The organism is Flavobacterium supellecticarium, from assembly GCF_004801375.1.
GTDB classification, from domain to species: Bacteria; Bacteroidota; Bacteroidia; order Flavobacteriales; family Flavobacteriaceae; genus Flavobacterium; species Flavobacterium supellecticarium.
In genome coordinates this window covers 123,753-150,042 of sequence record NZ_SSNZ01000004.1, presented here as the reverse complement: position 1 = coordinate 150,042, position 26,290 = coordinate 123,753, and the positions used below count along the sequence as shown (strand labels likewise).

General features: G+C 40.1%; 27 protein-coding genes. 14 read left to right on the top strand and 13 right to left on the bottom strand.

The features are described 5' to 3' along the window. Nucleotides 1–18: 18 nt before the first annotated feature. Nucleotides 19–684 carry a YceI family protein gene (locus E6C50_RS11290; RefSeq protein ID WP_136403336.1) on the bottom strand — a complete coding sequence of 222 codons (666 nt, stop codon included), beginning with the start codon at nucleotides 682–684 and terminating at the stop codon, nucleotides 19–21. A 286-nt stretch (nucleotides 685–970) separates the two neighbouring features. Between E6C50_RS11290 and E6C50_RS11285 the strand changes: the two genes are divergently transcribed. The 8 genes from E6C50_RS11285 (at nucleotide 971) to E6C50_RS11250 (ending at nucleotide 9,652) form a co-directional block, all read left to right on the top strand. Next, entirely contained in the window at nucleotides 971–1,513 is a 543-nt protein-coding gene (locus E6C50_RS11285) for a nucleotide exchange factor GrpE (RefSeq protein WP_394346697.1), read from the top strand. A gap of 71 nt (nucleotides 1,514–1,584) precedes the next feature. Next, nucleotides 1,585–2,715, top strand: coding sequence for a molecular chaperone DnaJ (gene dnaJ / locus E6C50_RS11280; RefSeq protein WP_136403334.1), 1,131 nt, complete (start codon nucleotides 1,585–1,587; stop codon nucleotides 2,713–2,715). A 165-nt stretch (nucleotides 2,716–2,880) separates the two neighbouring features. After that, a complete protein-coding gene (locus E6C50_RS11275) occupies nucleotides 2,881–3,804 on the top strand; it encodes an ABC transporter ATP-binding protein (RefSeq protein ID WP_136403333.1) in 924 nt (307 codons plus the stop codon). After that, on the top strand, nucleotides 3,804–5,108 hold the full coding sequence (locus tag E6C50_RS11270; protein WP_136403332.1) for an ABC transporter permease: 1,305 nt from the start codon (nucleotides 3,804–3,806) through the stop codon (nucleotides 5,106–5,108). The genes E6C50_RS11275 and E6C50_RS11270 overlap by 1 nt, the downstream gene beginning before the upstream one ends. 8 nt (nucleotides 5,109–5,116) lie before the next feature. After that, a complete protein-coding gene (locus E6C50_RS11265; RefSeq protein WP_136403331.1) occupies nucleotides 5,117–5,944 on the top strand; it encodes a mechanosensitive ion channel family protein in 828 nt (275 codons plus the stop codon). Between the two features lie 96 nt (nucleotides 5,945–6,040). Continuing rightward, nucleotides 6,041–7,204 carry a sigma-54-dependent transcriptional regulator gene (locus E6C50_RS11260; protein ID WP_136403330.1) on the top strand — a complete coding sequence of 388 codons (1,164 nt, stop codon included), beginning with the start codon at nucleotides 6,041–6,043 and terminating at the stop codon, nucleotides 7,202–7,204. A 43-nt stretch (nucleotides 7,205–7,247) separates the two neighbouring features. After that, nucleotides 7,248–7,898, top strand: coding sequence for a DEAD/DEAH box helicase (locus tag E6C50_RS11255; RefSeq protein ID WP_136403329.1), 651 nt, complete (start codon nucleotides 7,248–7,250; stop codon nucleotides 7,896–7,898). A 122-nt stretch (nucleotides 7,899–8,020) separates the two neighbouring features. Beyond that, nucleotides 8,021–9,652, top strand: coding sequence for an ABC-F family ATP-binding cassette domain-containing protein (locus E6C50_RS11250; protein ID WP_136403328.1), 1,632 nt, complete (start codon nucleotides 8,021–8,023; stop codon nucleotides 9,650–9,652). Nucleotides 9,653–9,782: 130 nt separating this feature from the next. On the opposite strand, the gene E6C50_RS11245 is transcribed toward E6C50_RS11250, so the two are convergent. From E6C50_RS11245 to E6C50_RS11225, 5 genes are all read right to left on the bottom strand, one after another. Next, on the bottom strand, nucleotides 9,783–10,940 hold the full coding sequence (locus E6C50_RS11245; RefSeq protein ID WP_136403327.1) for an ABC transporter permease: 1,158 nt from the start codon (nucleotides 10,938–10,940) through the stop codon (nucleotides 9,783–9,785). Nucleotides 10,941–10,944: 4 nt separating this feature from the next. Continuing rightward, nucleotides 10,945–11,898, bottom strand: coding sequence for an HlyD family secretion protein (locus tag E6C50_RS11240; protein ID WP_136403326.1), 954 nt, complete (start codon nucleotides 11,896–11,898; stop codon nucleotides 10,945–10,947). A 10-nt stretch (nucleotides 11,899–11,908) separates the two neighbouring features. Next, complete coding sequence (locus E6C50_RS11235) at nucleotides 11,909–13,285, bottom strand: TolC family protein (protein ID WP_136403325.1); 1,377 nt, start codon at nucleotides 13,283–13,285, stop codon at nucleotides 11,909–11,911. 1 nt (nucleotide 13,286) lies between these two features. After that, nucleotides 13,287–13,733 (bottom strand): MarR family winged helix-turn-helix transcriptional regulator, encoded by a 447-nt coding sequence (locus E6C50_RS11230; protein WP_136403324.1) that lies wholly within the window; start codon nucleotides 13,731–13,733, stop codon nucleotides 13,287–13,289. A gap of 238 nt (nucleotides 13,734–13,971) precedes the next feature. After that, nucleotides 13,972–14,805, bottom strand: a complete 834-nt coding sequence (locus E6C50_RS11225; RefSeq protein WP_136403323.1) for a DUF6929 family protein — start codon at nucleotides 14,803–14,805, stop codon at nucleotides 13,972–13,974. Between the two features lie 130 nt (nucleotides 14,806–14,935). Here E6C50_RS11225 and E6C50_RS11220 point away from each other — a divergent pair, with 130 nt between their 5' ends. After that, nucleotides 14,936–15,814: a PPK2 family polyphosphate kinase gene (locus tag E6C50_RS11220; RefSeq protein WP_136403322.1), complete on the top strand. Its 879-nt coding sequence runs from the start codon at nucleotides 14,936–14,938 to the stop codon at nucleotides 15,812–15,814. Nucleotides 15,815–15,844: 30 nt separating this feature from the next. Here the strand turns inward: E6C50_RS11220 and E6C50_RS11215 are convergent, their stop codons facing one another. The 3 genes from E6C50_RS11215 to E6C50_RS11205 form a co-directional block, all read right to left on the bottom strand. Further along, nucleotides 15,845–16,270: an META domain-containing protein gene (locus E6C50_RS11215; RefSeq protein WP_136403321.1), complete on the bottom strand. Its 426-nt coding sequence runs from the start codon at nucleotides 16,268–16,270 to the stop codon at nucleotides 15,845–15,847. Nucleotides 16,271–16,276: 6 nt separating this feature from the next. Further along, complete coding sequence (locus E6C50_RS11210) at nucleotides 16,277–16,738, bottom strand: copper resistance protein NlpE (RefSeq protein ID WP_136403320.1); 462 nt, start codon at nucleotides 16,736–16,738, stop codon at nucleotides 16,277–16,279. Nucleotides 16,739–16,847: 109 nt separating this feature from the next. After that, nucleotides 16,848–17,339 carry a hypothetical protein gene (locus E6C50_RS11205; RefSeq protein ID WP_136403319.1) on the bottom strand — a complete coding sequence of 164 codons (492 nt, stop codon included), beginning with the start codon at nucleotides 17,337–17,339 and terminating at the stop codon, nucleotides 16,848–16,850. Between the two features lie 228 nt (nucleotides 17,340–17,567). Here E6C50_RS11205 and E6C50_RS11200 point away from each other — a divergent pair, with 228 nt between their 5' ends. Together E6C50_RS11200 and E6C50_RS11195 are read left to right on the top strand one after the other, a co-directional pair. After that, nucleotides 17,568–18,968, top strand: coding sequence for an MATE family efflux transporter (locus E6C50_RS11200; protein WP_136403396.1), 1,401 nt, complete (start codon nucleotides 17,568–17,570; stop codon nucleotides 18,966–18,968). A 20-nt stretch (nucleotides 18,969–18,988) separates the two neighbouring features. Beyond that, on the top strand, nucleotides 18,989–19,216 hold the full coding sequence (locus E6C50_RS11195) for a hypothetical protein (protein ID WP_136403318.1): 228 nt from the start codon (nucleotides 18,989–18,991) through the stop codon (nucleotides 19,214–19,216). 2 nt (nucleotides 19,217–19,218) lie between these two features. Here E6C50_RS11195 and meaB read toward each other — a convergent pair whose 3' ends face one another. The 3 genes from meaB to E6C50_RS11180 form a co-directional block, all read right to left on the bottom strand. Next, entirely contained in the window at nucleotides 19,219–20,304 is a 1,086-nt protein-coding gene (meaB, locus tag E6C50_RS11190) for a methylmalonyl Co-A mutase-associated GTPase MeaB (protein ID WP_136403317.1), read from the bottom strand. Nucleotides 20,305–20,396: 92 nt separating this feature from the next. Further along, entirely contained in the window at nucleotides 20,397–21,044 is a 648-nt protein-coding gene (locus E6C50_RS11185; RefSeq protein ID WP_136403316.1) for an NAD(P)-dependent oxidoreductase, read from the bottom strand. Nucleotides 21,045–21,090: 46 nt separating this feature from the next. Next, nucleotides 21,091–21,498: an RrF2 family transcriptional regulator gene (locus E6C50_RS11180; RefSeq protein WP_136403315.1), complete on the bottom strand. Its 408-nt coding sequence runs from the start codon at nucleotides 21,496–21,498 to the stop codon at nucleotides 21,091–21,093. 123 nt (nucleotides 21,499–21,621) lie between these two features. Between E6C50_RS11180 and E6C50_RS11175 the strand changes: the two genes are divergently transcribed. From E6C50_RS11175 to E6C50_RS11165, 3 genes are read left to right on the top strand one after another with little or no spacing between them, the layout of a single operon-like run. Further along, a complete protein-coding gene (locus E6C50_RS11175) occupies nucleotides 21,622–22,860 on the top strand; it encodes a multidrug effflux MFS transporter (protein ID WP_136403314.1) in 1,239 nt (412 codons plus the stop codon). Between the two features lie 6 nt (nucleotides 22,861–22,866). Further along, nucleotides 22,867–24,081 (top strand): MFS transporter, encoded by a 1,215-nt coding sequence (locus tag E6C50_RS11170; protein ID WP_136403313.1) that lies wholly within the window; start codon nucleotides 22,867–22,869, stop codon nucleotides 24,079–24,081. Nucleotides 24,082–24,105: 24 nt separating this feature from the next. Continuing rightward, nucleotides 24,106–25,503: an FAD-binding oxidoreductase gene (locus E6C50_RS11165; protein ID WP_136403312.1), complete on the top strand. Its 1,398-nt coding sequence runs from the start codon at nucleotides 24,106–24,108 to the stop codon at nucleotides 25,501–25,503. Between the two features lie 102 nt (nucleotides 25,504–25,605). Here E6C50_RS11165 and E6C50_RS11160 read toward each other — a convergent pair whose 3' ends face one another. After that, entirely contained in the window at nucleotides 25,606–26,253 is a 648-nt protein-coding gene (locus E6C50_RS11160) for a T9SS type A sorting domain-containing protein (protein ID WP_136403311.1), read from the bottom strand. Between the last annotated feature and the right edge of the window lie 37 nt (nucleotides 26,254–26,290).

The following is a 26,290-nucleotide window of genomic DNA, read 5'->3' as shown; positions in this document are numbered from 1 at the left end:
TGTAAGATGAAGTAATAATTATTTTGTTGCTTTTACGCTAACTTTTAATTCGATATCGTCATTGATAAATTTGTCTCCTAAATTGTCAAATACAGATTTGGATCCATAATTTACATTCCATAATGTTCGATTTATTGTAAAAGGCTCACTTTCGATGCTGATACCGTTGGCATCGGCAGTAATAGAGGCCGGGAATTTCACACTTTTCGTGATGTCTTTTAACGTCAGGTTACCTTCAACCATTTTCTTTCCGGCTTCTTCGGTTACTTTGGTAATTTCAAATACCGCTTCCGGATATTTTTTGGTGTTAAAGAAATGATCCACATCGCTTTCTTTTCCAAGACCTTTTAAATGACCTTCCAAACTTGTTTTTTCGTCACCTTTTAAATCGGTTACGGCAATTGATGTCATGTCGATAAAAACCTTTCCGGTTTCAATAACACCATCTTTGGCATATAGTTCACCATTTTTAATGTTGATCGTTCCGGTATGTTTTCCGGTTGGTTTGCTACCTACCCAGTTGATGGAAGATGCTTTGGCATCGACATTAAACTTTACGGCTTCGTTTGACGTAACAGGAGCTTCTACCGTTTCTTTAATCTCTGCTTCATTGGTTGTTTCTTTTTTGCAGGAAGCCAGTGACAAAGTCGCTAAAACAAATAAACTTAAAATGCCTTTTTTCATAAAAATAAATTTTTAGTTTCCACAAATCTATCGAAACGAAACGAATAAATTCTTAAAATTATATTAAATTTCTATTACGAATCGCACTAAAAAGCCATTTTTATTGTGCTTTTTTTGGAGGTAAATGACCTTTGAAAGGCCGGTAAAACCTTGTCTTTTTTGCAGTTAATAACGGTTTTTAAAAAATAGTTGGGTGACAAATTGACATTTTTAAATATTTGGCAATACTTTTGCAACCCAAATTAGCGATATAAACTGAAAAATGTTCAAGAAAATATTTAAAAATATGAGCCAGGAAAATACTGAAAACATAGAAAAAGAAACAGCACAAGGTGAAAATGTAGCAGAAAATCAGGGGATTCCACAACCGGAACTTACTGTTGAAGAACAATTGCAGGAAGAAATAGCGAAAGAAAAAGACAAATTCCTACGATTGTTTGCGGAGTTTGAAAATTATAAAAAACGAACTTCTAAAGAACGATTGGATCTGTTTAAAACAGCCAATCAGGAAGTTTTACAGGCAATGTTGCCGGTATTGGACGATTTTGACAGAGCTTTGCCGGAAATCGCAAAAAACCTTGGTGACGAAAACCTGACAAAAGGAGTGACGCTGATTTATGATAAGTTAAAATCGACATTAGTGTCGAAAGGTCTTGAAGAAGTAGAACTTAAAGCAGGTGATGCTTTTGATGCGGATTATGCAGAAGCCATTACCCTGATTCCGGCACCGTCGGAAGAATTAAAAGGGAAAATTGTGGATGTTATCGAAAAAGGATACAAACTTGGCGACAAAATTATCCGTTTTCCAAAAGTAGTGGTAGGACAATAAAGCTTAAAAAACAGAAACTCCGGAGGCATTTTTAGTGACTTCGGAGTATTTCAATTGGAATAATTTGGTTTATGAAAAAAGATTTTTACGAAATATTAGGTATTGATAAAAGCGCTTCTCCGGAGCAAATTAAAAAAGCGTACCGAAAAAAAGCGATCGAATATCATCCTGATAAAAATCCGGGCGATAAAGAAGCCGAAGAAAAATTCAAACTCGCTGCCGAAGCGTATGAAGTACTAAGTGATCCTGACAAAAAAGCACGTTACGATCAATATGGTCATGCAGCTTTCGACGGTGCAGGCGGTTTTGGCGGTGGCGGACATATGAATATGGACGACATATTTAGTCAGTTCGGGGATATTTTCGGAAGCGCTTTCGGTGGCGGATTCGGCGGTTTTAGCGGCGGATTCGGTGGCGGTGGCGGACAACGTCGTATGAAAGGGAGTAACCTGCGTATCAAAGTGAAATTAACACTGGAAGAAATCGCAAACGGCGTTGAGAAAAAAGTCAAAGTGAAACGTAAAGTTCAGGCGCAAGGGGTAACCTATAAAACCTGTCCAACCTGTAACGGTTCGGGTCAGGTGACTAAAGTGACCAATACGATTCTGGGCCGAATGCAAACCTCTTCTCCCTGTCATACCTGTAGTGGTAGCGGACAAATTATCGATGGCAAACCGTCTAATGCCGATGCACAGGGAATGATCATGGAAGACGAAACAGTATCGATCAAAATTCCGGCAGGAGTAGTAGACGGTATGCAGTTAAAAGTAGCCGGAAAAGGAAACGACGCACCAGGTGGAAACAGCGTTCCGGGCGATTTGATCGTGGCTATCGAAGAGGTGGAGCACGAAAAATTAAAGCGTGAAGGCGAAAACCTGCACTACGATTTGTATATCAGTTTCCCGGAAGCCGCTTTGGGAACCTCAAAAGATATCGATACCGTAAACGGAAAAGTACGTATCAAACTGGAAGAAGGAATACAATCCGGTAAAATTCTGCGATTAAAAGGTAAAGGAATCCCAAGTCTGAACAATTACGGTAGTGGTGATTTACTGGTACATGTTAATGTATGGACACCGAAAACACTGAACAAAGAACAGAAACAGTTTTTTGAGAAAATGTTGGAAGACGAACACTTTGTCCCGAAACCGGAAAAATCGGATAAATCATTTTTTGAAAAAGTTAAGGACATGTTTTCATAATGATTATAAAAGTTATACTTTTGAAATTCACTAGCTAAGGCTGGTGAATTTCTTTTTCATAGCAATTTTTCCCATCCTTGCGAAAATCAGGGGTGGGTTTTTTTATAAGAATTAATCCTATTTGGTAACTATTTTTTACTTTTACAGAAATCTATAGTCAATCAAATGAGTTCAATCTTAGAGGTTAAAAACGTTGTCAAGCAATATGGTGATTATACGGCTTTAAACAGCGTTTCTTTAAAAGTTCCCAAAGGAAGTATATACGGACTGTTAGGCCCGAATGGTGCCGGAAAAACATCCCTGATCCGGATTATTAATCAGATTACGATGCCCGATAGCGGCGAAGTAATTCTCGACGGTGAAAAATTAGCACCACACCACGTACAACATATCGGTTATATGCCCGAAGAAAGAGGCTTGTATAAAACCATGAAAGTGGGCGAGCAGGCGTTATACCTGGCACAGTTAAAAGGACTTTCGAAAGCGGAAGCTAAAAAACAATTGCAATATTGGTTCGAAAAACTGGAAATCCAGGGATGGTGGAACAAAAAAATCCAGGAGCTTTCCAAAGGTATGGCGCAGAAAATTCAGTTTGTGGTAACGGTATTGCACCAACCAAAATTATTGATTTTTGATGAGCCTTTCTCCGGTTTTGACCCGGTGAATGCCAATATTATCAAAGACGAAATCCTCGAATTAAAGAAAAAAGGATCCACCATTATTTTTTCAACGCACCGTATGGAAAGTGTGGAAGAAATGTGCGACGATATTGCGCTGATTCATAAATCTAACAAACTGATCGAAGGAAAACTGATCGACGTGAAAAAAGAACACCGTACCAATGCTTTCGAAGTAGGGATTTTATCCGATAATATCGAACGGCTGATGTACGAACTGACGCAGCAATTTACGCTCGAGCAAACCAATTTTAAGTCACTTAACGACGAGTTAAAACTCGAAGTACAACTCGGAAACGGAACGCCGAATGCGTTGTTGAACATTTTAACCCAAAATGGACAGGTAACCCATTTCGTGGAAAAAATACCAAGTGTAAACGATATTTTTATTCAAACTGTAAGCCGTAAATAATGAGCGTTTTATCCCTAATCATAAAGAGAGAATTTATCGCCAAGGTGCGTAATAAATCATTTATCGTGATGACGTTCCTGAGTCCGTTGCTAATCGTGGGAATGTCATTCCTGATTGGCTATTTGGTCAATATGAACAATGCAGAAGTCAAAAAAGTAGCGATACATGACGAATCCGGAATCTTTAAAAACGATTTCAAGGACACCAAAAAAACGATCTATGTCGATTTGTCGGCAATGCCACTACAGGTCGCAAAAGATACGGCCAGTAAAAGTTATGAAGGATTGATCTACATTCCGAAAGTAAACAACCCAAAAGAATTGCTGACTAAGGTTGAATATATCTCAGACGACAGTCCAAGTATGGATTTTATCATGAGTATGGAAGAAGTAATTGATCATCAGTTAACACAGAACAATCTGAAAGAACTGGGGTTTGATTATGATAAAATCGAAAAAGCCAAAACCAATGCCAGCATTCACCTGACAAAATTTTCGGGTGAGGATAGCATTAAAGGACTTAACGAGATCAAAATCGTAATTGGTTCGGCCTTTGGCTACCTGATCATGATGTTTATCATTATTTATGGTAACTTTGTAATGCGCAGTGTAATCGAAGAAAAAACCAACCGTATTATAGAAATTATCATTTCGTCGGTAAAACCATTCCAGTTGATGCTCGGTAAAATTATCGGAAACTCATTGGCGGGACTTCTACAGTTTACGATTTGGGCAATAGTGGGTATCACATTATTGATTGGAGTTGCTTCCTTTTTTGGAGTACAGACCGGAGCGCAGGCTTCGATCAATCCGGAAATGATTAATGCAGCGCAACAGGAAATGGGCGGAACCATGCAATCCTATATCAAAGAAATATTAAACCTGCCTTTGGGTACATTGATCAGTTGTTTTGTGATCTATTTTATCGGGGGCTACTTTTTATATAGCTCGCTATATGCGGCTATCGGTGCTGCCGTCGACAGTGAAACGGATTCGCAGCAGTTCCTTTTACCAATTATTATGCCGATGATGTTAGGGGTTTATGTAGGATTCTTTACGGTGATGAACGATCCGCATGGAACCGTGGCTACCGTGTTTTCGATTATACCGTTAACCGCGCCAATCGTAATGTTAATGCGGATTCCGTTTGGTGTGCCATGGTGGCAATTGGTCATTTCGATTACCCTATTATTCGGAACCTTTTTACTGGTAGTTTGGTTTGCTTCCAAAATTTATAGAGTAGGAATTCTGATGTACGGTAAAAAACCAACCTGGAAAGAATTATACAAATGGCTTAAATATTAGCAAATACGATGCTGGAACATATAAAGAATATATTGGGATTTAGGTTGATCGACACCAAAAGCATCGATTTTTCGGTGTTCGATCTGCTGGTCTTGATTTTCGCTTTTATGTTCACCGGTATTGTGCTACGGATTATCTTCAGAATCATTATTAAAAAAATACCGGAGCAGGATAAAAATAAATTTGTAGGCGTATTTCAATTTTTTAAGTATATCGCCTACATATTTGTGGTGATGTTCACGCTGCATGCTTCCGGTGTCAATATGAACGTCTTTCTAACCGCTTCTGCAGCACTTTTTGTTGGAATCGGGCTGGCGTTACAAACCTTTTTTCAGGATATTATTTCCGGAATTTTGATGATATTGGATCAGTCGTTACATGTGGGCGATGTTATCGAAGTGGATGGAAAAGTCGGAAAAGTAACCGAAATCCGTTTGCGTACCACCCGGGCTGTAACCCGTAACGACAGGGTTATGATTATTCCGAACCATCAGTTTATGAGTGAAACGCTTTTTAACTGGACACAAAATAACAGTACGAACCGCGAACAGGTAACTGTTGGTGTAGCCTATGGCAGCGATGTGCAACTGGTTAAAAAATTACTGGAAGACTGTGTTCGGGAAACGGAAGGGGTAGTGGTTGATGAAGGAATTACCGTCCTTTTTCAGGATTTTGGCGATTCGTCTCTGGATTTTGCCGTGAGTTTTTCGGTTAGCGATGGCATGAAAAGTCCTAAGATCCAAAGTGAAATCCGATTTAAAATTGATGCTGTTTTCCGACAACATAATATTAGCATACCATTCCCGCAACGGGAAATTACAATCCTGAACCGCTAAATTGTTTTTTTGGAACAGGAGTTTAGCATAAACTTCACAAACTTTGTTTTGCTTTTTGTTATTTTAGCAAACGATAACTTTCAAATACGGTCGATAATGCCCAAAATACTAATCATAGAAGACGAAGCAGCCATCAGAAGAGTCTTGTCCAAAATACTTTCAGAAGAAAACGATACTTACAAAGTAGAAGAAGCGGAAGATGGATTACAGGGATTGGAAAAAATCAAAAATGAAGATTACGATCTGGTACTGTGCGATATTAAAATGCCGAAAATGGATGGAGAAGAAGTACTGGAAGCCGTAAAAAAAATAAAACCCGAAATCCCAATGGTGATGATCTCCGGTCATGGCGATTTGGAAACGGCTGTAAATACCATGCGTTTGGGCGCTTTCGATTATATCTCCAAACCACCCGATTTAAACCGTTTATTAAATACGGTTCGCAATGCTTTGGATCGTAAAAAACTCGTAATCGAAAATAAAATACTGAAGAAAAAAGTCAGTAAAAATTATGAAATGGTCGGAAATAGCGATGCAATTAATCAGATTAAAGACATGATCGATAAAGTTGCGCCTACTGAAGCCAGAGTATTGATCACCGGACCAAACGGAACCGGTAAGGAACTTGTGGCGCATCAGTTACACGAAAAAAGCGAGCGTTCAACTGCACCGCTAATCGAAGTGAATTGTGCCGCCATTCCGTCGGAATTGATCGAAAGTGAATTGTTTGGTCATGTTAAAGGCGCTTTTACATCGGCGGTTAAAGATCGCGCCGGAAAGTTTGAAGCAGCCGATAAAGGAACAATCTTCCTGGATGAGATCGGAGATATGAGTTTGTCGGCTCAGGCTAAAGTATTACGGGCGTTACAGGAAAATATGATCACAAGAGTTGGCGCGGATAAAGATATCAAAGTGGATGTACGTGTTGTAGCCGCCACCAATAAAGATCTGAAAAAGGAAATTGAAGAGGGACGTTTCCGTGAAGATTTATACCATCGTTTGGCGGTTATTTTGATCAAGGTACCGGCATTAAACGATCGACGTGAAGATATTCCGTTATTGGTGACACATTTCGCCGAAAAAATAGCCTCCGAACAGGGAAGTACCTGTAAAAAGTTTTCGGCTCAGGCGATTAAACTATTACAGGAATACGATTGGACCGGGAATATCCGGGAACTTCGAAATGTAATCGAACGATTGATCATATTGGGAGGCGCTGAGATTTCTGAAAATGACGTAAAAATGTTTGCAAGTAAATAATATAAAAGAACAGGGAAACCGGTTCTTTTTTAGGGATTATCATATGAAATTAAAAAAAATAGACGAAAAACTGGCGCAGGCTTTGGTAGAAAACGGTATTACCGAGCCTAACGAAATCCAGAAGGAGTGTTTCGGAACGTTGAAAAGTGGTGCCGATGCAGTGGTGATCATGCCGGATAATGGTGGGAAATCCACAACAATTGTATATACCGTAATTCAGAAACTGGAAAAAGCAGAAGGAGAATCCACACGGGCGATGGTTATCGTGAAAGACAAAGAAGAAGTGTTGAAAATGGTCGATTTGTTCCGTAAACTCGGAAATTACCATAACCTTCGCGTTTTTGGAGCGCACGACAAAGGGGATATCGATTACGATAAAAACCAGATTTCATTGGGCGTGGATATTTTGGTTGGGACACCCCATAAAATAAACGCGATGTTTTCTTCGGCCGGATTTAACATTAACACGGTAAAGTTATTTATCGTAGATGATGCCGACGAAATATTCCGTTTGCGTCAGGATGCGATAATTTTGCGATTGTCGAATAGTATCGAAAAAACGCAACGGGTGTTTTTTGCACATGCCTTGACGGAACGTGTCGAAGCATTGGCCGACAAGACCATGATCGAACCGTATTTATTCGGTTTGGAAGAATACGGAGAAGAAGCCGAAGACGAAAATCTATATATCTAAACTGATAAAAAGCCGGTAGTTACCGGTTTTTTTATTTCCAAAAACTTACGGTAAATTCCACAGGAACTGTCTAATAAAAAACTATCTTTGCGCCTTAAAATTAAAAGGCATACAACCATAACATGATTACAGTTAACGATATTTCGGTGCAGTTTGGAGGTACAACATTATTTAGTGATGTGACTTTCGCCATCAATGAAAATGACAAAATCGCCTTAATGGGGAAAAACGGAGCGGGTAAATCGACTTTGTTAAAGATTATTGCAGGTGTAAATAAACCGTCTACCGGAGCGATATCGGCACCAAAAGAAGCCGTGATAGCCTATTTGCCACAGCATTTGCTAACAAAGGATGATGCGACAGTTTTTGAAGAAACCTCAAAAGCATTTGCCGCGATTTTTGCAATGAAAACCGAAATCGATGATCTGAATGAGCAACTGACCGTTCGTACCGATTACGAAAGTGATGATTATATGAAGCTGATCGAAAGGGTTTCGGAATTAAGCGAAAAATTTTATTCGATCGAAGAAGTTAATTACGAAGCGGAAGTTGAAAAAGTATTAAAAGGACTGGGGTTTGTTCGTGAAGATTTTAACCGCCCGACATCCGAATTTAGTGGTGGATGGCGTATGCGAATCGAACTGGCTAAAATATTATTACAAAAACCGGATTTAATTCTGTTGGATGAGCCAACCAACCACATGGATATTGAAAGTATTCAATGGTTGGAAGATTTCTTGATCAATTCGGCTAAAGCGGTAATGGTCATTTCCCACGACCGTGCTTTTGTCGACAATATCACGAATCGTACAATCGAAGTAACGATGGGACGTATTTACGATTATAAAGCTAAATATTCCGATTATCTGGAATTGCGTAAAGACCGACGAATTCACCAGCAAAAGGCCTACGATGAACAACAAAAAATGATTGCCGAAACGCAGGAGTTTATCGATCGTTTTAAAGGTACCTATTCCAAAACCTTACAGGTACAGTCGCGGGTAAAAATGCTTGAAAAACTGGAACTGGTTGAAGTGGATGAAGTGGATACTTCGGCATTACGCCTGAAATTCCCACCGTCGCCACGTTCGGGGCAATATCCGGTTGTAGTGGAAGAGCTTTCAAAATCGTATGGTGATCATGTGGTGTTTAAAAATGCCAGTATGGTGATCGAACGCGGACAGAAAGTAGCCTTTGTCGGAAAGAACGGAGAAGGAAAATCGACGATGATCAAAGCGATTATGAAGGAGATCGATTTCGAAGGAAAACTGGAAGTGGGACACAATGTAAAAGTGGGGTATTTTGCTCAGAATCAGGCGTCTTTATTAGATGAGAATCTAACGGTTTTTGAAACAATCGATCATATCGCGGTAGGCGATATCCGTACCAAAATCAAAGATTTATTAGGGGCTTTTATGTTTAGCGGTGATAATACCACGAAAAAAGTAAAAGTATTATCCGGAGGAGAAAAAACACGTTTGGCAATGATCAAGTTATTATTGGAGCCGGTTAACGTATTGATTCTGGATGAGCCAACAAACCACCTGGATATGAAAACCAAAGATATCATTAAGGATGCCTTAAAAGATTTCGACGGTACGTTGATTCTGGTGTCGCACGACAGGGACTTTTTGGACGGATTGGCAACCAAAGTATTTGAGTTTGGAAACAAACGTGTACGGGAGCATTTCGAAGATATCAAAGGATTCCTGGAATTTAAGAAAATGGAAAACCTTAGGGAAATTGAAAAATAAAAAAGAAAGAGCGGTGTAGAGCCGCTCTTTTTTATTGCGTTGATTACACCTGACAGGTTTCCAAAACCTGTCAGGTGTTTTGCTATAAGAACCAATTGTTTTCAAAACCTGTCAGCTGTAACATTTAAAGTTATTCTTCTTTAAGTACGGCTTTGCGTTTAAAATACAATGCCACATACGAAGCAATTCCGCAGATTACGGCAATTAGTATCATATTCCGGATCGCACTTACCGTTTGGGATAAATCACCATTCTCGATAATCAGAATACGAAAAGCTTTTAAGAAATGCGTTAGCGGAATGACATCGGCGACACATTGTACCCAAAATGGCATCTGACTTAACGGCCATGTAAAGCCACTCAAAATAAAACTTGGTGTCGCAATGACCATTAGGATTTCGGTGGCTTTAAGCTGGTTCGGAATCAGGATACTGACCAAAATACCGATAAAACAAACCGCAATCACAAAAATACCGGCTACAAATGTCAGCGGTCCTAAATTATCGAAAAACGGAATACGGAACCATAGGGTAAACAACCAGTATAAAATCCATAAACCAAAACTCATAATCAGATACGGAACAATTTTTATCGTGATCAGTTTTAATAGCGATGGGCATTTTTGTACCAATTCTTTAAACGTTTCGTTTTCATATTCCGATGCAAACGATAAGGCGAGTCCCAATAATAAAACCTGTTGTAAAACCGTAGCCAAAACACCTGGCCATAAGAAATACATATAGTTGGTACTGCGGTTGTATTTTTTGATAAAGGTGGTTCGGAACGGCTCGTATTGTGTCATAACCAGATTTTCCGGTGTACCTTGTTTGCGCAGCGTTTCGATTTGTACGCCGGCTTTCAGGGTTCCGAGGCAAACCTGTAAAGCGGTTGAAGCATAATTGGCCGTTAGTACGTTGGAAGTATTGACAATCGTGACGATCTCAGGATACTTTTTGGTGAGTACCTTTTTTTCAAAACCTTTGGGAATCAATACTACACAGGTGGCTTCTTTATCGATTGCAATCTGCGATAAATTGTTCTGATCATATAAGGTTGCGGCGATGTTCAGTACTTCGTTGTCCTGAAACATCTGGATCGCCTTGGCGCTCATTTCACTGCGATCTTCGTCTACAACTACGATGGGTAAATCGGTTACTTTTCCTTTGCCGTATACATAACCCAGCAAGATACCATAGAGCAATGGTGCTCCGATAAATAATAAACGGAGGACTTTGTTCTGCCAGAAAAACCGAAATTCTCTTTTTATCAGTGATCCGAAATTTTCCATAGGCTTATAGTGCTAAAGTGACTGTGGTTTTGGTGATCAGGTCTTTGGATGCATTGGTGTCGATAGGCGTTATTTTGATCTCAAACAAACTTTCCTGCATTTCATAATCCGGGTAGGCGGTTGCAATGTTTCCGTAGGCTCCCAATTGTTTGATCGTGGTCACTTTGCCTTTAAAATCCTGCTTTTTATACGGTACATAAACGGATAATTCCTGTCCTTTTTTGACTTTATCCAATTGGCTTTCCGGTAGTGTAAATCGGAAATACAACGAATTGTCAACATAACCGTTAAACAAGGTATAACCGGGTAATGCCAATTCACCTACACTCAATGTGATTGTCTCGATACTCATATCCTGTGGTGCGATGACATACCGCTCTTTATCGGCGGTTTCTACTTCTTTGAGTGCACCCAAAGCACGATCCTGTTGTCCTAGAGCCATGGTTTGTTGTTCGATTCGTGCCCCTTTTTTGGCATCGTCCAGTTCGGCTTGTACGGCTATATATTGGGATTGTGCGCCCTGGTATTTGGCAAAAGCTTCGTCATAGGTTTGTTGGGAAACCAGTGAGTCTTTTAGCATATTGCTCAATCTACGAATGGATTTTTGGGCAAAATCATATTGTTCTTTCAGGGCTTTTTGCTTGGCTTCCAATTGTTTGATCTGGTTATCTGTCGCGCCTTTAACGGCCATATTGTATTGTGCTTTGGCCGAAATAACGGCACCTTCGGCCTGACTTTTTTTAGCGTCAACTTCCGGGATATCCAGTATGGCCAACGTATCGCCTTTATGAACCAGGTCGCCTTCTTTGACAAATATTTTGACAAGCTTACCCGGAACTTTGCTCACAACGGCAATCTGTTCTTTTTCGACCTTCCCTTGTATCTTTTTGTCGTTTTCGGGCTTATTACATCCAATAAGTAAGGAAACTGAGGCTAGTAGCGTAAGTGTATGTTTCATAATGCTGGTTTTATTTGGATAAATAATTGGTAAGTTCGCCGGTTGCGATCACGGTTTCGATGGCCGACAGACGTTGTTCGATTAATGTACTGACTTTGTTTAATGCGGCTTTATACATATCGTTTTCGGCTTCCAGTCGTTCGGAAATATTGATCAGTCCTTCTTTGTATTGTTTGATCGCCAGATTCAAATTGTTACGGGCTACTTTTTCCTGTTGATCGGCGATTTCCGTTTTCTGATTCAACACGTTATAATTGGCATAATTGTTTTCCAGTAACAACTGTAGTTTTTCTTTGGTGTCGTCAATCTGATTTTGAACCTGTTCGATGTTGATTTTCGCTTCGTGAACTTTGTGTTTGCGTTCAAAACCACTAAAAATTTCCCATTTTAAAGCCGCACCAATAATCCAGTTCTGACTAATGGTAAGTTCGTTCAAGCCTAAATTTAGCGGTTGACCGAATATCGGAAGTGGCGGTGTGGTCGCATTCGCATCAAATAAACTGGAATAGGTAACGCCTCCAAAAGCACCTAAAGTTGGCAGGAAGGTTCCTTTTTCTTTTTTCAATGCATAGTGATAAGCCGATTTAAATGATTCCAGTGCTTTGATTTCCTGTTTGTTATCAGTTGTCAGATTTTGACTGATTAAATACGGAGCCAGTTGGTACTGTACGTTTTTGATTTCTTCATTTGAATAACCGGTCAGGTAACTTATTTTTTTGAGTACGACTTTGCGTTTTCCTTCCATTTCGATTTTTTTGGACGAAAGTTCCAGTGTCGCCAGTTTTATTTTATCCCGGTCATACGGGATAGCCAATCCTTGTTCAATAGCTTTTGTTACGCGTAAAGTCTCAGCATTTAGACGTTTCTCACTGTCGTTGATCAGGCGTTCGACTTCGTCCAGAAGTGCCAGCTGATCAAAAGTGTTAATCACATCTTTTACGATACCGTCTTTTTCCGATTCGGTTAAGTAGGCGGTTCCGATCGCTTTTTGTTCGATCGCTTTCGCACCGTTTGGTATCTGAAGTCCGCTGAAGAGTACCGTTTTGGCCATAACACCGCCATGAAAAATATTCCCGTAGTTGTCAAAGGAAGTCTTACCATCCAATAACGGATAATTGGCAACCGTAACCGTAGGTAAATCGATGGTCATCCGGTTGTCGAAATATAGATACATCGCCGTAGCTTCTACCGTTGGGATGTATTTATTCCAGATACTCTTTTTTTGCAGATTTAGTTTTTCGATTTCCAGTTCTTTGTTTTTTACCGAACTGCTCTTTGCCAATGCTTTTTGTATCGCATCGTCCAGTGAAGCCGAAACCGCTATCTGCGAATAGCCTTCCGCCAGACAAAAGAGTGAAATCAAAGAGAGTAGTACGTGTTTTTTCATTTTATTTTTTTGTTTCCAGGTTATTATAAATCCGAATAAAAGTGTCTCTTACCAATTGAATAACTTCCGGATCGATATCGCGTACGGCTGAGTTAACGGTCTGATCAACGACTTTCATAGCGCCTTCTTCCAACGACCGACCTTGTTCGGTTAGGAAAATCAGGTTCAGACGTCGGTCTTTTTTATCCGGACGACGTTCGGCTAAGCCTTCTTTTTCCAAATGATCAATTAAACGGGTGATGCTGGGTTTGTCACGATAGGTTTCGTCGGCCAGCACTTGTTGGGAGCAACCATCTTTTTTCCATAAAACAGCCAAAATGGACCATTGTTCTTTGGTTAAGTTGATGCCATTGGCTTTAAACTGGTTTAATAAAGCGCGATTGAAGGCCGACGGAATGCGACCCGATAGTAAGTTATATAGATTCTCCGTAGTAAAAATGGTTTCCATAACAATGGTTGTTTAAGCAACTACAAAAATAGGAACTCCAGTGCGGATGACACTGCTTTTTGTTGGGATTAACAAATTTTTATCAGAAAGAGTTCCTTATAAATGTAAGAATTATTTTTGTAAATAACTGTATTCCAATATTAATTTTTGTTTATACTGTTAGCAGATTACAAAAAAAAATATCCGTAGACAACAACGGGTATTGGAATAGTGTAACGATTTAATTAAAGAAAAATGTTTATTTTTTTAAGCGCAAACGATAGATATCGGCTTGGAGTTTTTCGGTATCATTGTCTTCGCATAGTAAAAAGGAAATTTCCGCTTCAGAATCAGCATACAAGGTAAGTCCTTCAAATTTATGAGTGTCCGTTATCGTTCGGGTAAAATCAATTTTCATTTTTTCGATGTCGATCCGCCCGATTACACTTCCTAAAACCGCTCCGTCGTTATAGGTCGAATTGGTGTCTTCGGCCGCGGCCAAAAAATAAAGCTTGTCCTGAACCAATGTCGCATCGGTAAAACCGGTACGCACCCCTTTGATTTTCGGTAGTTTTAATTCGCTGAAAATAATATTAAAATCATCCACCAGGTTTTTACCTTCTATCGTAAAAACAATATTTTTTCCGGTTGTACCATTGCCTCTGTTAAAAAAGTACCAGCTTTTGCCATTATAGGCCACGCCTTCGATATTAAAATTTTCGGAACTAAGCCCGGCAAAGGTTTGCATGGCTGCATATAAGTCGGAAATATCAACCACTGATACAACTTTTTTGGTCTTTGCATTTACTTTTACCATTTTGTTTCGGTTTACTGTAGACCCTGATCCGAAAAGATATAAGGTGTCGGCATACGAAGTAATCGCTTCAAAATCGGGTTTGATTTTTTTGGCGATGTTTTCAGCCGGGTTTTCCAATAACGGATGGCGTTTAAGATTCGCCGATTTGGTTTCGTATTCGTATAAATAGGAGCTGTTATCGCTGATTATATTCAAAACGGAATGGTCGAAAATAAGCCCGGAAGCCGATCCGACGCCGATGATCTGAAATAATAATTCCAAAGTAAGTCGATTCATGATGATGCGCTTAATTAGTACTATCAAAGTACCGCATTATTTTTGAAAGTTGCGGAAAAAGCCACGGAAAATTCTTCCGAATGCGTCAAAATATTCTTATTTTTATAGAAACATCTAATTCCCCAGGCGTATGAAAACTATTAAGTGCGATGATTTTAGAGTGGACAGTAGCATTAAATTATCTGATTTACCGACTGCTTTAAATATAGATACTTCCGAAAAAAAGAAATCCAAAGCATTGGAAAAAACCAGAGAAAAACTGAGCAAACTTCAGGACAAAATGTATGCACACAATCGCTATGGCGTACTGATTTGTTTGCAGGGAATGGATACCGCCGGAAAAGATAGTCTGATTCGGGAAGTTTTTAAGGAATTTAATTCCCGTGGCGTGGTAGTGCATAGTTTTAAAACACCCAATTCGTCCGAACTGGAACACGATTATTTATGGCGGCATTATATGGCGTTACCGGAAAAAGGAAAGTTCTCCGTTTTTAATCGTACGCAATACGAAAATGTACTGGTCACTCGTGTACATCCGGAATATATACTGAATGAGAATTTACCCGGAATCGAATCGGTAGCCGATATACCGGCCGATTTCTGGCAAAAGCGGTACGAGCAGATCAATAATTTTGAAAAGCATATTGTCCAAAATGGTACCATTGTTTTAAAGTTTTTTCTGCATTTGAGTAAGGAAGAGCAGCGTCAGCGCTTGTTACGACGTTTGGACAAAGAGGAGCACAACTGGAAATTTTCACCCGGGGATTTAAAAGAGCGGGCTAGATGGGACGAATACCAGCAGTATTATGAAGAAGCGATTAATAATACATCCAAAAAACATGCGCCCTGGTATGTGGTTCCGGCTGATAATAAAGAGACGTGTCGTTATATCGTAGCAAAAACAATATTAGACGAGCTGGAAAAATATACGGACATTAAAGAGCCGGAATTGGATCCGGAAATTAAAAAGCATATCGTATCTTATCGCGATGCCTTACAAAAGGAGTAAGTACAAAAAAAACGCCCGGAGGCGTTTTTTTTATTTTGCAGCTTCAAATTTTGCCAGTGGCGCCATTCGGGCTTTATTTAGTTGTAATGTTTTACCGTTGTGGTTGTAATTATCCACAGTGCGAAGTACTTCTAAAAAAGCGGTTTCGGTGTCCAGATCCGGACAAGCCATCAGTGTACCCATTAATTGTGAAAGTTCGATACGGCTTCCTTCTTTAAGGGTATAGGTACCGCCAAAACCATTACAACCACTAAACCCTGAAATGCGATGGTCTTTTGCGTCCAACTGCAGGTAAACATCCTTACCCATTTGGGTTTGTGAAACCGGTTTTCCGTTTAATTCAACCAATTTCCATTTGGTTCCTTCGAGGGAAGCGGTTGCGGTTGTTTTTTTAGCAGTGTTACAGCCTATGGAAACTAAAGCCAGGGTTAGTAATGATAAAGTTACTTTTTTCATATTCGTTTAATTTTCTGGGACATTCATCTCTTTGTTTAAAACATATTTCTTTGCAAGTGCCCCGGTTATTTTTTTTCCTTCCATGTCCAGCATGATCAACTGATTGGCGCCTACCAAAAACTTGTTCGGGCCATCTTTTATATTTTCCAGTTCTACTGTACTGCCATCATCACTCCAGCTGAAGGATCCTGTTACCTGGAGGATGTCGTTCCCTTTGCCCTGGTATTTGGTCGTCATCACATACGTTTTATCCCGGTTAAGGGTAACGGTGGTTTCGATACCTTCACAATCGGCACAAGGGGTTACACCTTTATAAGTTCCGTCCCAATCCAATACATTTTCACTACTTTTTGCCAGTGACGTGCTGCTTTTTTCAGTGTTTGCTCCGTCACTATCGGCTTTGTTTTCTTTTTTACACGAGGTCATCGCAAAAGCGATACAAACTACGGCTAGAATTACTTTTTTCATTAGAAGTGATTTATAAGTTGTTGATTATCCAGAGAATTCACTTATAAAGGTAGTGATATTTTACGAACATTTTTCGAATTAATGCTAAAAAAATATCACCATTTTCCTGTTATAATTTAAAGCCGTAGGCCAGGCGGAGTGACACCTGTCCGGTATTAAAATGGTTGTAATCTTCATAGCGCAGGCTAATGTCGATGTTTTTGGTTGCAATACCAATCCCGGGTGCCCAAAGGAAGGAAGTTCCCATACCGTCTTTGACTCCAATACCGGCACCGACTTCACCCAAAACATAAATCTGGTTTCCTAAAAAGGATTTAAAACCCAGTTTGGCCGGAATAAAACCACCGTCTGCTTCCTTGCTGAACAAATGGGTATACCCTGTTGTGGCGGCCAATGACGTTTTTTGCGTTAAATCGTATTGCAATCGCGCATCTGCTCCTAAACTGAAGTCGTACGAACTGTTTATCGGAATCCCTCCGTTTAGTCCGAACCCTACACGCCATCCTTTTTCATATCCCTGTGTCTGAGCCTGGGAATCTGTCGAGAAGAATAGTGCTGAAGCTATCGCAGTCAGTCCTAAAAGCCTTTTAACATTTTTCATATTTAATACGTTTTATGTTTAACAATATGGATTTTAACAACAATCAGGCCATTTTGTTATTTTTTAAAACTTAATTTTATGTTAATTTAATATGAAATAGCGTATTAAAACAGTGTAAAATATTGATTTTTAATATTTTGTATTCTTTTTTTGGCTGGACTGAAAATTACTATTTTTAATGGTACTATGGCGTGGCAAGTTCTTACCTTTGCCGGAAAATGGAGTAAAATGAGATTCTCGGTATACACAAAAGAGTTTGGTTATAACCTGCGATTGGCCTACCCGATTATTTTGGGGATGCTGGGGCATACCCTGGTGGCTATCGTGGATAATATTATGGTGGGTAAGCTCGGACCAACCGAATTGGCGGCCGTTTCCCTTGGGAATAGTTTTGTATTTATTGCCATGTCGCTGGGCGTAGGTTTTTCTACGGCTATAACGCCTTTGATCGCAGAAGCCGATGGTGAAAAGAGCCTCGAAAAGGGGAGAAGTGTTTTCCATCACGGACTGGTATTGTGTACGATATTGGGAATTTCATTGTTTGCGCTGATCTATTTTTCAAAACCGATTATTCGTTTTATGGGACAACCGGAAGAAGTGGTGGAAATGGCAAGACCATTTCTGGATATTGTCGCTTTTTCGTTGATTCCGCTTATCATTTTTCAGGGGTATAAACAGTTTGCCGATGGAAAGTCGGAAACCAAATATGCCATGTGGGCTACGGTGATTTGTAATATAGTTCACCTGATCATTAATTATTTTCTGATCTATGGAATCTGGATTTTCCCCAAAATGGGAATTGTCGGGGCAGCTATAGGTACCGTATCGTCCCGTTTTGTAATGCTGATCTATATGCATTATGCCCTAAAAACAAAAGAAAAGTTTAAACCCTATTTTGAAGGATTCCGTTTAGCAGCGATCAAAAAATCGATGAGTAAAAAAATTATTGCGTTGGGCTTACCGTCTTCGATGCAGATGTTTTTCGAAGTAGCTTTGTTTACCGGTGCCGTATGGCTTTCCGGCCGACTGGGAACAACCAGTCAGGCGGCCAATCAGATCGCATTGAGTATGGCTTCGTTTACCTTTATGTTTGCTTCCGGACTAAGTGTGGCCGGGATGGTGCGCGTTGGAAATTACAAAGGAATGCAGGATTATAAAAAATTGCAGGTAGTGGCGCGTTCCATTTTCCTGTTGGCAATTATCATTGAGACGATTTTTGCTTTATTGTTTGTAGGTTTGCATCAGATATTACCAGCACTTTTTGTCAATGCGAATAGTGCCGCCCATATAGCCGATACTGCTGAAGTAATCCATATCGCTTCCCGTTTACTAATTGTAGCGGCAGTTTTCCAGATTTCGGATGGAGTACAGGTAGCAGTTTTAGGAGCTTTACGTGGTATTCAGGATGTGAAAATCCCGATGTATATTACTTTTGTTGCCTATTGGGTAATCGGATTTCCAATTTCGATTTATCTGGGCTTGTATACCAAATTGGGAGGCGAAGGAATCTGGATCGGATTATTAGCCGGATTAACCACTGCAGCAATATTTTTGTATATTCGCTTTAGCCGTCTGACGCGAAAATTGCTTCTGGATGATGCTAAAGCAGTTACCAAAATTATTAATTAAGAGAATTAAATAAGAACCATATGGAATTACCAAAATTTGTACTGGCCGATAACACCGATTTTCCGGATGATATTTTTATTATCCACCTGGAATACCCTCGTTTCTTGATCAACCTTAAAGATGACTCGATTGAGTTTTTGGAAGAACTGGACGATGAGGATGAGGAAGATATGGAGGCCGAAATGGAAAAATTAATCCAACTTGCAGGTGAGTTTTACGACCGTGAGATGGAGCGTTACGAAGAGTAAGCCTATTTAAAATAGTTGTCAAGTAATAATTTAGCGGCTGCAAACGGTGATATTTCATTGTTTTGCACCGCTTTTTTGTTTTCCTCCAGTAAGATCTGAATGTCGGGATGGTTATAGAAATTCTGTTTTAACTGTTCATTAATTGTCTCCAATAACCAATATTGGTTTTGTTCTTTTCGTTTTTGATGAAAATAACCGTTTTCTCGGGTGAGTGTAAAGTATTCTTCAATGGTGTTCCAAACATCCGGAATGCCTTCCTGCGTTAAAGCACTACAGGTGGTTACTTTAGGAGACCATCCGGAGTTTTTCATCGGAAATAAATGTAAGGCCCGGTTGTACTCGGTTTTCGCCAGTCGGGCGCGCTTGATGTTGTCGCCGTCCGCTTTGTTGATCACAATCGCATCGGCCATTTCCATGATTCCACGTTTGATTCCTTGTAGTTCGTCTCCGGCTCCGGCCAGATTTAACAACAGAAAGAAATCGACCATACTGTGTACCGCCGTTTCACTCTGACCAACGCCAACGGTTTCAATTAGGATGGTGTCAAATCCGCAGGCTTCGCAAAGAATGATCGTTTCACGGGTTTTACGCGCTACACCGCCAAGACTTTCTCCTGATGCCGACGGTCGGATATAGGCATTTTCGTCTTTTACCAATTCTTCCATTCGGGTTTTATCACCCAAAATACTGCCATGAGAAATTGAACTACTCGGATCGACAGCCAATACGGCCACTTTTTTACCTAATCCGGTCAGGTATTTTCCAAAAGCTTCGATAAAGGTACTTTTTCCAACTCCGGGTACACCGGTTATCCCAACGCGTACCGATTTATTGGCATACGGTAAACAGGCTTTGATAATTTCATTGGCTTTTTCCAGATGGGTGGTACTCGTGCTTTCAATTAAAGTGATGGCACGACTCAATGCAATTTTGTCTCCGCTCAAAATCCCGGCAATCAGTTGTTCCGATGTCGGTTGTTGACGGCGGTATTGCCGGATTTGGGCTACTGAGTCCGAACTGACAATTTCCGGTTGTTCAATACCGTCTTTTTCATGTAAAGCCGTAGGATGCGATTTCTTGTGTGCCACTGGATAGTTTTAAACTGTAAAATTAAAGAAAAAGTGCACAATCTTCAAGTCGAATTGAATATTGTGCACCCTGAGTTAAATTAGAAGGAAAATTAGTAAGCGGCTGTAAAGCGTACCTGATGGTGTTTTGGGTTTTCGGTTTCATCGGCAATAACTACGGCCAAATCCTGAACTGATAAGATACTACGCTGATTGTTATCAAATACCGGGTTGTCCAAACCTAAACGATAGTTACCGGTTCTTCCGGTGGTAATACCGGGATGCATTTCGAATGCCGGACTAAAAAAGGCCCAATCCAGTTCTTTTTCGTCTTTTAAAAAGTTTAGGTAGTCACGTGCGGCAGAAGCTCCGGCATGGTATTCTTTTGGGAAATCCGGAGTGTCTACAGCTTGTAAACCAGGAGCCACAAATAAACTTCCGGCGCCACCAATCACGATATAACGTTTTACACCCGATTGTTTTACGGCTTCCTGAATGGCTTTGGAACCGTTGATAAAATCATCGTAAATATTTGGGTTGGTCCATCCGGAATTATAAGCGCTGATCACTACGTCATGACCGGCTAATACGTTGGCAAGTTCCGAAACATTAAAAATGTCGGCTTTTACCCAGTTTACATTAGTATGGGTTGTTGTGTTCGGATTTCGGGCAATAGCGGTAACCTGGTGGTTGCGGTTGCTAATTTCATCTAAAAGGGTAGAACCTACAAATCCTGTGGCTCCGATAATGGCTATTTTCATATTTCTATATATAATAAAATTTGTTACAGTTTTGAGTAAAAAAATATCAGAACTGCTCACTGAATTCTTCAAGCGAGATGGACTTCAATTTATTGACAATCGCTATGTTGATGTCGTCATATAAAGCAGTCAGATTATTATTGATTTGTTTGCCAACCGGACATTCCGGGTTTGGATCGTTTTTCGAGAAACCAAAGCTCATCTTTTCGAAAGTCATGTTAAATATTGCTTCCATTGAGATCATCGCAGCTGGTTTGATCAGCTTCGTTCCGCCATTTTTTCCCTCTTTGCTTTCGACCAAATGGTGTTTTTTAAGGTTGGCAATTTCTTTGCGAACCAACACCGGATGAATGTTCAGGCTGCCGGCGATATAGTCCGAAGCCATGTATTCGTCTGGGAATTTTGCTAAGAGCGTTAGTATATGTGTGGTGATGGCAAACTTACCGGTAATCATAACTGTAATAAAATGTATTACAAATGTATGCCGCTTCTTTTAAAGAAAAAATATTTTGGCTTTTTTTTAAGAAAAATTATTGGCGCGGATTGTCGAAATTTGCACCTTGATACTGCGAATATAATGACGTTTAAACAAAAATATACCCTCCTTTTTATCCTCGCAGGTTTATCGGCTCTGGCTCCTTTCAGTATCGATATGTACCTGCCTGCATTTCCGGCCATAGCGAAAGGACTGCATACGGATATCGCACAGGTTACCCTGTCGCTTACCAGTTATTTTATAGGAATTAGCATCGGCCAGCTTTTCTACGGACCGATTATTGATAAATTCGGACGAAAGAAACCTTTATTATTGGGGTTGTTATTGTTTATCGTGGCTTCGATCGGTTGTGCATTTTCCCCTTCGATTTACTGGTTGATCACTATGCGGGTTGTTTTAGCACTGGGCGGATGCGTCGGTATGGTTGTGAGTAGGGCCGTAGTACGCGATTTGTTTCCGGTTTCGGAGATTGCTAAAATATTTTCTATTCTGATGTTAATCGTAGGTGTGGCTCCGATTCTGGCGCCCTCTATCGGTGGTTGGGTGGTATCGGTTTCCGACTGGCGGTCTATTTTTTATGTGCTGGCGATAATCGGATTGTTGTTGACCCTGGCGGTGTATTTTTTTCTGCCGGAGAGTATAAAAGAAAAAACTGCGGAGCCACTTAATTTTAACAATAGTATCCGTGACTATAAAGCTGTGTTTTTTGAAAAGACCTTTTTATTCTACGCTTTTGCCGGTAGTGCGGCCATGGCAGGAATGTTTGCCTATATCAGCGGATCACCGTTTGCGTTTATGAAGTATTTCGGATTAACGGAAGCGCAGTATGGCTGGGTTTTCGGAATCAATGCGATGGGTTTTATCGCAGGAAGCCAGTTAAATCGTTTGTTGTTAAACCGATTAACGTCGTTGCAAATTATTACGCTGTCCGGAGGAACCTTATTTATTGTGGCTTTGTCGTTGATCACATTATTACAACTGCAATTGTTTACACCCGTAATCCTGATTTTGCATTTGTTTACGTTCCTGTTTTGCCTCGGAATATTAGTACCGAACAGTACGGCAATGGCCTTGGCACCGTTTTCTGAAAATGCAGGTAGTGCTTCGGCATTAATTGGATTTTTGCAGATGGTTTGCGGGGCGATTTTATCGGCAATTGTAAGTGCATTACACGATGAAACCTTGTTTCCAATGGTGGGCGGAATGGCTACTGCCGGGATAGTGGCTTTTGTCATTATTCTGCGTTTGAATATCAATACTAAAAAAGGAAAAATTAACCCGGCGCCCATACCGGTACCGGTTGCTACTAAAAAGTTATAGAATACCATGAAAACCAATGAAATTGCTTTAGAAGCAAACCCGTCACAGGAACTGTTGCAAAAAACCGCGTATTCGATCCTGTTTTCGATAAGTTTTGCGCATTTATTAAACGATTTATTGCAGGCGGTTATCCCGGCTGTTTATCCGATATTAAAAGATAATTTTCAGTTGTCCTTTACACAGATCGGATTGATCACTTTTTCGTATCAGATGGCGGCTTCTATTTTACAACCGTTTGTTGGATTTTATACCGACAAATATCCAAAACCCTTTTCGCAATTATACGGAATGTTGTTTACGTCTGTAGGGATTATTGCCCTTTCGTATGCAACCAGTTTTTATATGATCTTGTTAGCTGTGATTTTGGTTGGAATCGGATCGTCCATTTTTCATCCGGAATCGTCCCGGGTTTCGTATCTGGCTTCGGGCGGCAAAAGAGGATTGGCACAATCGATTTTCCAGATCGGTGGAAATGCCGGAACGGCAATAGGACCTTTATTGGTCGCATTATTTGTAGTGCCCAACTCACAACAGTATATTTTGTGGTTCCTGATTTTTGCAATCATAGCGATGATGGTATTGAGTAGAATTGCATTTTGGTATCGCGATCACCTGAGCCTGCGAAAATCAAAAAAGACAGAACCGGAAATCCTGCACAGCCTTTCAAAAGGAAAAGTAAATCTTTCGATCGCGATCCTGTTGTTGCTGATCTTTTCCAAGTTTTTCTATACAGCGAGTATGTCAAGTTATTTTACATTTTACCTGATGGACAAATTCCACGTATCGGTTCAGGATGCACAGTTTCACTTGTTTTTGTTTCTGATGTCGGTGGCGGCCGGAACACTTTTAGGCGGGCCATTAGGGGATAAGTTCGGACGTAAATATGTAATCTGGTTTTCGGTTTTGGGTGTGGCACCGTTTACATTGTTATTGCCATTTGCCGATTTATTCTGGACCGGTGCCTTATCGATGATCATTGGTGTGATCCTATCGTCGGCTTTCCCTGCAATCTTAGTATATGCACAGGAATTATTACCTAAAAAACTCGGAATGGTTTCCGGATTATTCTATGGTTTTGCCTTTGGAATGGGCGGTCTGGGATCGGCGTTGTTGGGTTATCTGGCCGATCATACGAGTATCACGTTTGTGTATCATATTTGCGCTTTTCTGCCTTTGATCGGACTTATTGCGTATTTCCTTCCGAATATTAAGAAGAAATAGTACTTTCACTTAAAATTTAGCGATATGAATCCGGAAATTATAGCGAAGCTTCAGGGAATTGTAGGTGTTTCTTATGTTTTTACCGACGAAGAAACCCGAAATAGTTATGGACATGATGAAACGGAAGATCTGGTATTTCCACCTCAGGTGGTGGTAAAACCGGCTTCGGCTGCTGAAATTTCGGCTATAGTTATTTTGGCGAATGAATATACAATTCCGGTGGTTCCTATTGGTGGGCGTACAGGTTTAAGCGGTGGTGCTTTAAGTATCCATGGTGGCATTGCGCTTTCGACCGAACGATTAAACCGGATTCTGGAAATTGATGAAAAAAATCTACAGGTAATCACCGAACCGGCTGTTATTACGCAGATTTTACAGGATACGGTACTGGAGAAAGGTTTGTTTTATCCGGTCGATCCCAGTAGTCGCGGCAGTTGTTTTATCGGTGGAAATGTTGCCGAAAATGCCGGTGGCGCCCGTGCTGTAAAATATGGAGTGACCAAAGATTACGTTCTGAATCTGGAAGTGGTGTTGCCTACCGGTGAGATTATCTGGACGGGAGCGAATACACTGAAAAATTCCACAGGATATAACCTGACACAATTGCTGGTTGGGAGCGAAGGTACGTTGGGAATCATTACCAAAATAGTGTTGAAATTACTACCGAAAAATCATCATAATGTATTGATGCTCGTACCGTTTTTTAAAGCGGGTGAAGCTTGCGAAGCGGTATCGGCCATTTTTCGCGCGGGAATTGTACCGAGTGCACTCGAATTTATGGAGCGTGACGCGATTGACTGGACGTTGCGGTTTATCGATGGCATTAATGTTCCGGTAAAAGAAACGATCGAAGCGCATTTACTAATTGAAGTCGATGGAAATTATCCGGATATTTTGTTTGCCGAAGCCGAAAAAATCATGCAGGTATTGGAATCGTTTGAAATTGATGAAATCCTTTTTGCCGATTCCGACGATCAGAAAAATGCATTATGGAAAATGAGAAGGGGTGTAGCCGAAGCGGTAAAAGCGAATTCGGTTTACAAAGAAGAAGATACCGTTGTACCGCGTTATGAATTACCACGACTTTTGGAGGGAATCAAAATAATTGGAGCGAAATATGGTTTTCAGTCGGTTTGTTATGGTCATGCCGGCGATGGTAATTTACATGTGAATATCATCAAAGGTGCTATGACGGACGAAAACTGGAAAACGGAAGTGCCAAAAGGAATCCGTGAAATTTTTGAGCTGACGGTTGCTTTAAAAGGAACACTTTCCGGTGAACACGGTATTGGTTACGTACAGAAAAACTATATGGATATTGCTTTTAGCGACAAACAGCTGCTGCTGATGAAAGGTATTAAAACACTATTTGACCCGAACAACATTCTTAATCCGGGGAAAATATTTCCGGATACGCTATAATAACAAAGCTGTCTTATTTAAGACAGCTTTGTTATTTTTATCGATCACACCTGACAGGTTTCAAAAACCTGTCAGGTGTGAAAACGGATACTTTATAATTTTTTATTTTTTAATGATTTTTCTTTTAATCTGTGTGCCATCCGTATTATAGATGCCGACATAATAAATACCACCGGGATAGTTTGTCAGATCGAATGTGGCTGAGGGCGTTTTTAAGATAGATCGACCATATTGATCCAGTATTTGAATTTCGGAAATAGAATCGTTTGGCGTGATGGTAAACACACCATCGGAAGGATTCGGATAGAGATCTATTGTTTTTTGATTTTCAAAGCCATCTTCTATGGATAATTGCTTTGTCACTGTAAAAGTACCCAGTGGCCACCATTTAGGATGTTCTGATTTTGAGCCTTTTACCAATAGAATTTTATAATTACCTTCTCGGTTAATAGTATGTGTAAAAACACCTCCTTTATAAATATAGTTGGTTGATTTGATGCTATTTTTCTTATCCGAAAAATCAGAATCAGTATATGTTTCTTTGGATGGCATAATTATAAACCAAAAGTGAGCTTTTTTTGCCAGCGAAGGAAAACCTTTATAATGTAAATTGATACTCGTGTCGGTTTGAATTGATTTTTCAACAGGCTCATAATTGATTTTACCATCCACATAGTTGATATATATATTTACTTGTGCTATTGACAAATAGCCGGTTAAAAGAGAAAATAAGAATAAAAATTGTTTCATATGATTTAAAATTGTGTTATAAATTTAACATATAAGA

Bases quoted from the DNA above. Each gene is read 5' to 3' on its own strand.
- E6C50_RS11290 (WP_136403336.1), bottom strand. From the start codon at position 684: ATGAAAAAAGGCATTTTAAGTTTATTTGTTTTAGCGACTTTGTCACTG.
- E6C50_RS11245 (WP_136403327.1), bottom strand. From the start codon at position 10,940: ATGGAAAATTTCGGATCACTGATAAAAAGAGAATTTCGGTTTTTCTGG.
- E6C50_RS11225 (WP_136403323.1), bottom strand. From the start codon at position 14,805: ATGAATCGACTTACTTTGGAATTATTATTTCAGATCATCGGCGTCGGA.
- E6C50_RS11200 (WP_136403396.1), top strand. From the start codon at position 17,568: ATGAGATTCTCGGTATACACAAAAGAGTTTGGTTATAACCTGCGATTG.
- E6C50_RS11235 (WP_136403325.1), bottom strand. From the start codon at position 13,285: ATGAAAAAACACGTACTACTCTCTTTGATTTCACTCTTTTGTCTGGCG.
- dnaJ (WP_136403334.1), top strand. From the start codon at position 1,585: ATGAAAAAAGATTTTTACGAAATATTAGGTATTGATAAAAGCGCTTCT.
- E6C50_RS11205 (WP_136403319.1), bottom strand. From the start codon at position 17,339: ATGAAAAATGTTAAAAGGCTTTTAGGACTGACTGCGATAGCTTCAGCA.
- E6C50_RS11285 (WP_394346697.1), top strand. From the start codon at position 971: ATGAGCCAGGAAAATACTGAAAACATAGAAAAAGAAACAGCACAAGGT.
- E6C50_RS11210 (WP_136403320.1), bottom strand. From the start codon at position 16,738: ATGAAAAAAGTAATTCTAGCCGTAGTTTGTATCGCTTTTGCGATGACC.
- E6C50_RS11250 (WP_136403328.1), top strand. From the start codon at position 8,021: ATGATTACAGTTAACGATATTTCGGTGCAGTTTGGAGGTACAACATTA.
- E6C50_RS11270 (WP_136403332.1), top strand. From the start codon at position 3,804: ATGAGCGTTTTATCCCTAATCATAAAGAGAGAATTTATCGCCAAGGTG.
- E6C50_RS11220 (WP_136403322.1), top strand. From the start codon at position 14,936: ATGAAAACTATTAAGTGCGATGATTTTAGAGTGGACAGTAGCATTAAA.
- E6C50_RS11260 (WP_136403330.1), top strand. From the start codon at position 6,041: ATGCCCAAAATACTAATCATAGAAGACGAAGCAGCCATCAGAAGAGTC.
- E6C50_RS11240 (WP_136403326.1), bottom strand. From the start codon at position 11,898: ATGAAACATACACTTACGCTACTAGCCTCAGTTTCCTTACTTATTGGA.
- E6C50_RS11175 (WP_136403314.1), top strand. From the start codon at position 21,622: ATGACGTTTAAACAAAAATATACCCTCCTTTTTATCCTCGCAGGTTTA.
- E6C50_RS11170 (WP_136403313.1), top strand. From the start codon at position 22,867: ATGAAAACCAATGAAATTGCTTTAGAAGCAAACCCGTCACAGGAACTG.
- E6C50_RS11215 (WP_136403321.1), bottom strand. From the start codon at position 16,270: ATGAAAAAAGTAACTTTATCATTACTAACCCTGGCTTTAGTTTCCATA.
- E6C50_RS11230 (WP_136403324.1), bottom strand. From the start codon at position 13,733: ATGGAAACCATTTTTACTACGGAGAATCTATATAACTTACTATCGGGT.
- E6C50_RS11185 (WP_136403316.1), bottom strand. From the start codon at position 21,044: ATGAAAATAGCCATTATCGGAGCCACAGGATTTGTAGGTTCTACCCTT.
- E6C50_RS11265 (WP_136403331.1), top strand. From the start codon at position 5,117: ATGCTGGAACATATAAAGAATATATTGGGATTTAGGTTGATCGACACC.
- E6C50_RS11255 (WP_136403329.1), top strand. From the start codon at position 7,248: ATGAAATTAAAAAAAATAGACGAAAAACTGGCGCAGGCTTTGGTAGAA.
- E6C50_RS11195 (WP_136403318.1), top strand. From the start codon at position 18,989: ATGGAATTACCAAAATTTGTACTGGCCGATAACACCGATTTTCCGGAT.
- E6C50_RS11160 (WP_136403311.1), bottom strand. From the start codon at position 26,253: ATGAAACAATTTTTATTCTTATTTTCTCTTTTAACCGGCTATTTGTCA.
- E6C50_RS11180 (WP_136403315.1), bottom strand. From the start codon at position 21,498: ATGATTACCGGTAAGTTTGCCATCACCACACATATACTAACGCTCTTA.
- E6C50_RS11165 (WP_136403312.1), top strand. From the start codon at position 24,106: ATGAATCCGGAAATTATAGCGAAGCTTCAGGGAATTGTAGGTGTTTCT.
- E6C50_RS11275 (WP_136403333.1), top strand. From the start codon at position 2,881: ATGAGTTCAATCTTAGAGGTTAAAAACGTTGTCAAGCAATATGGTGAT.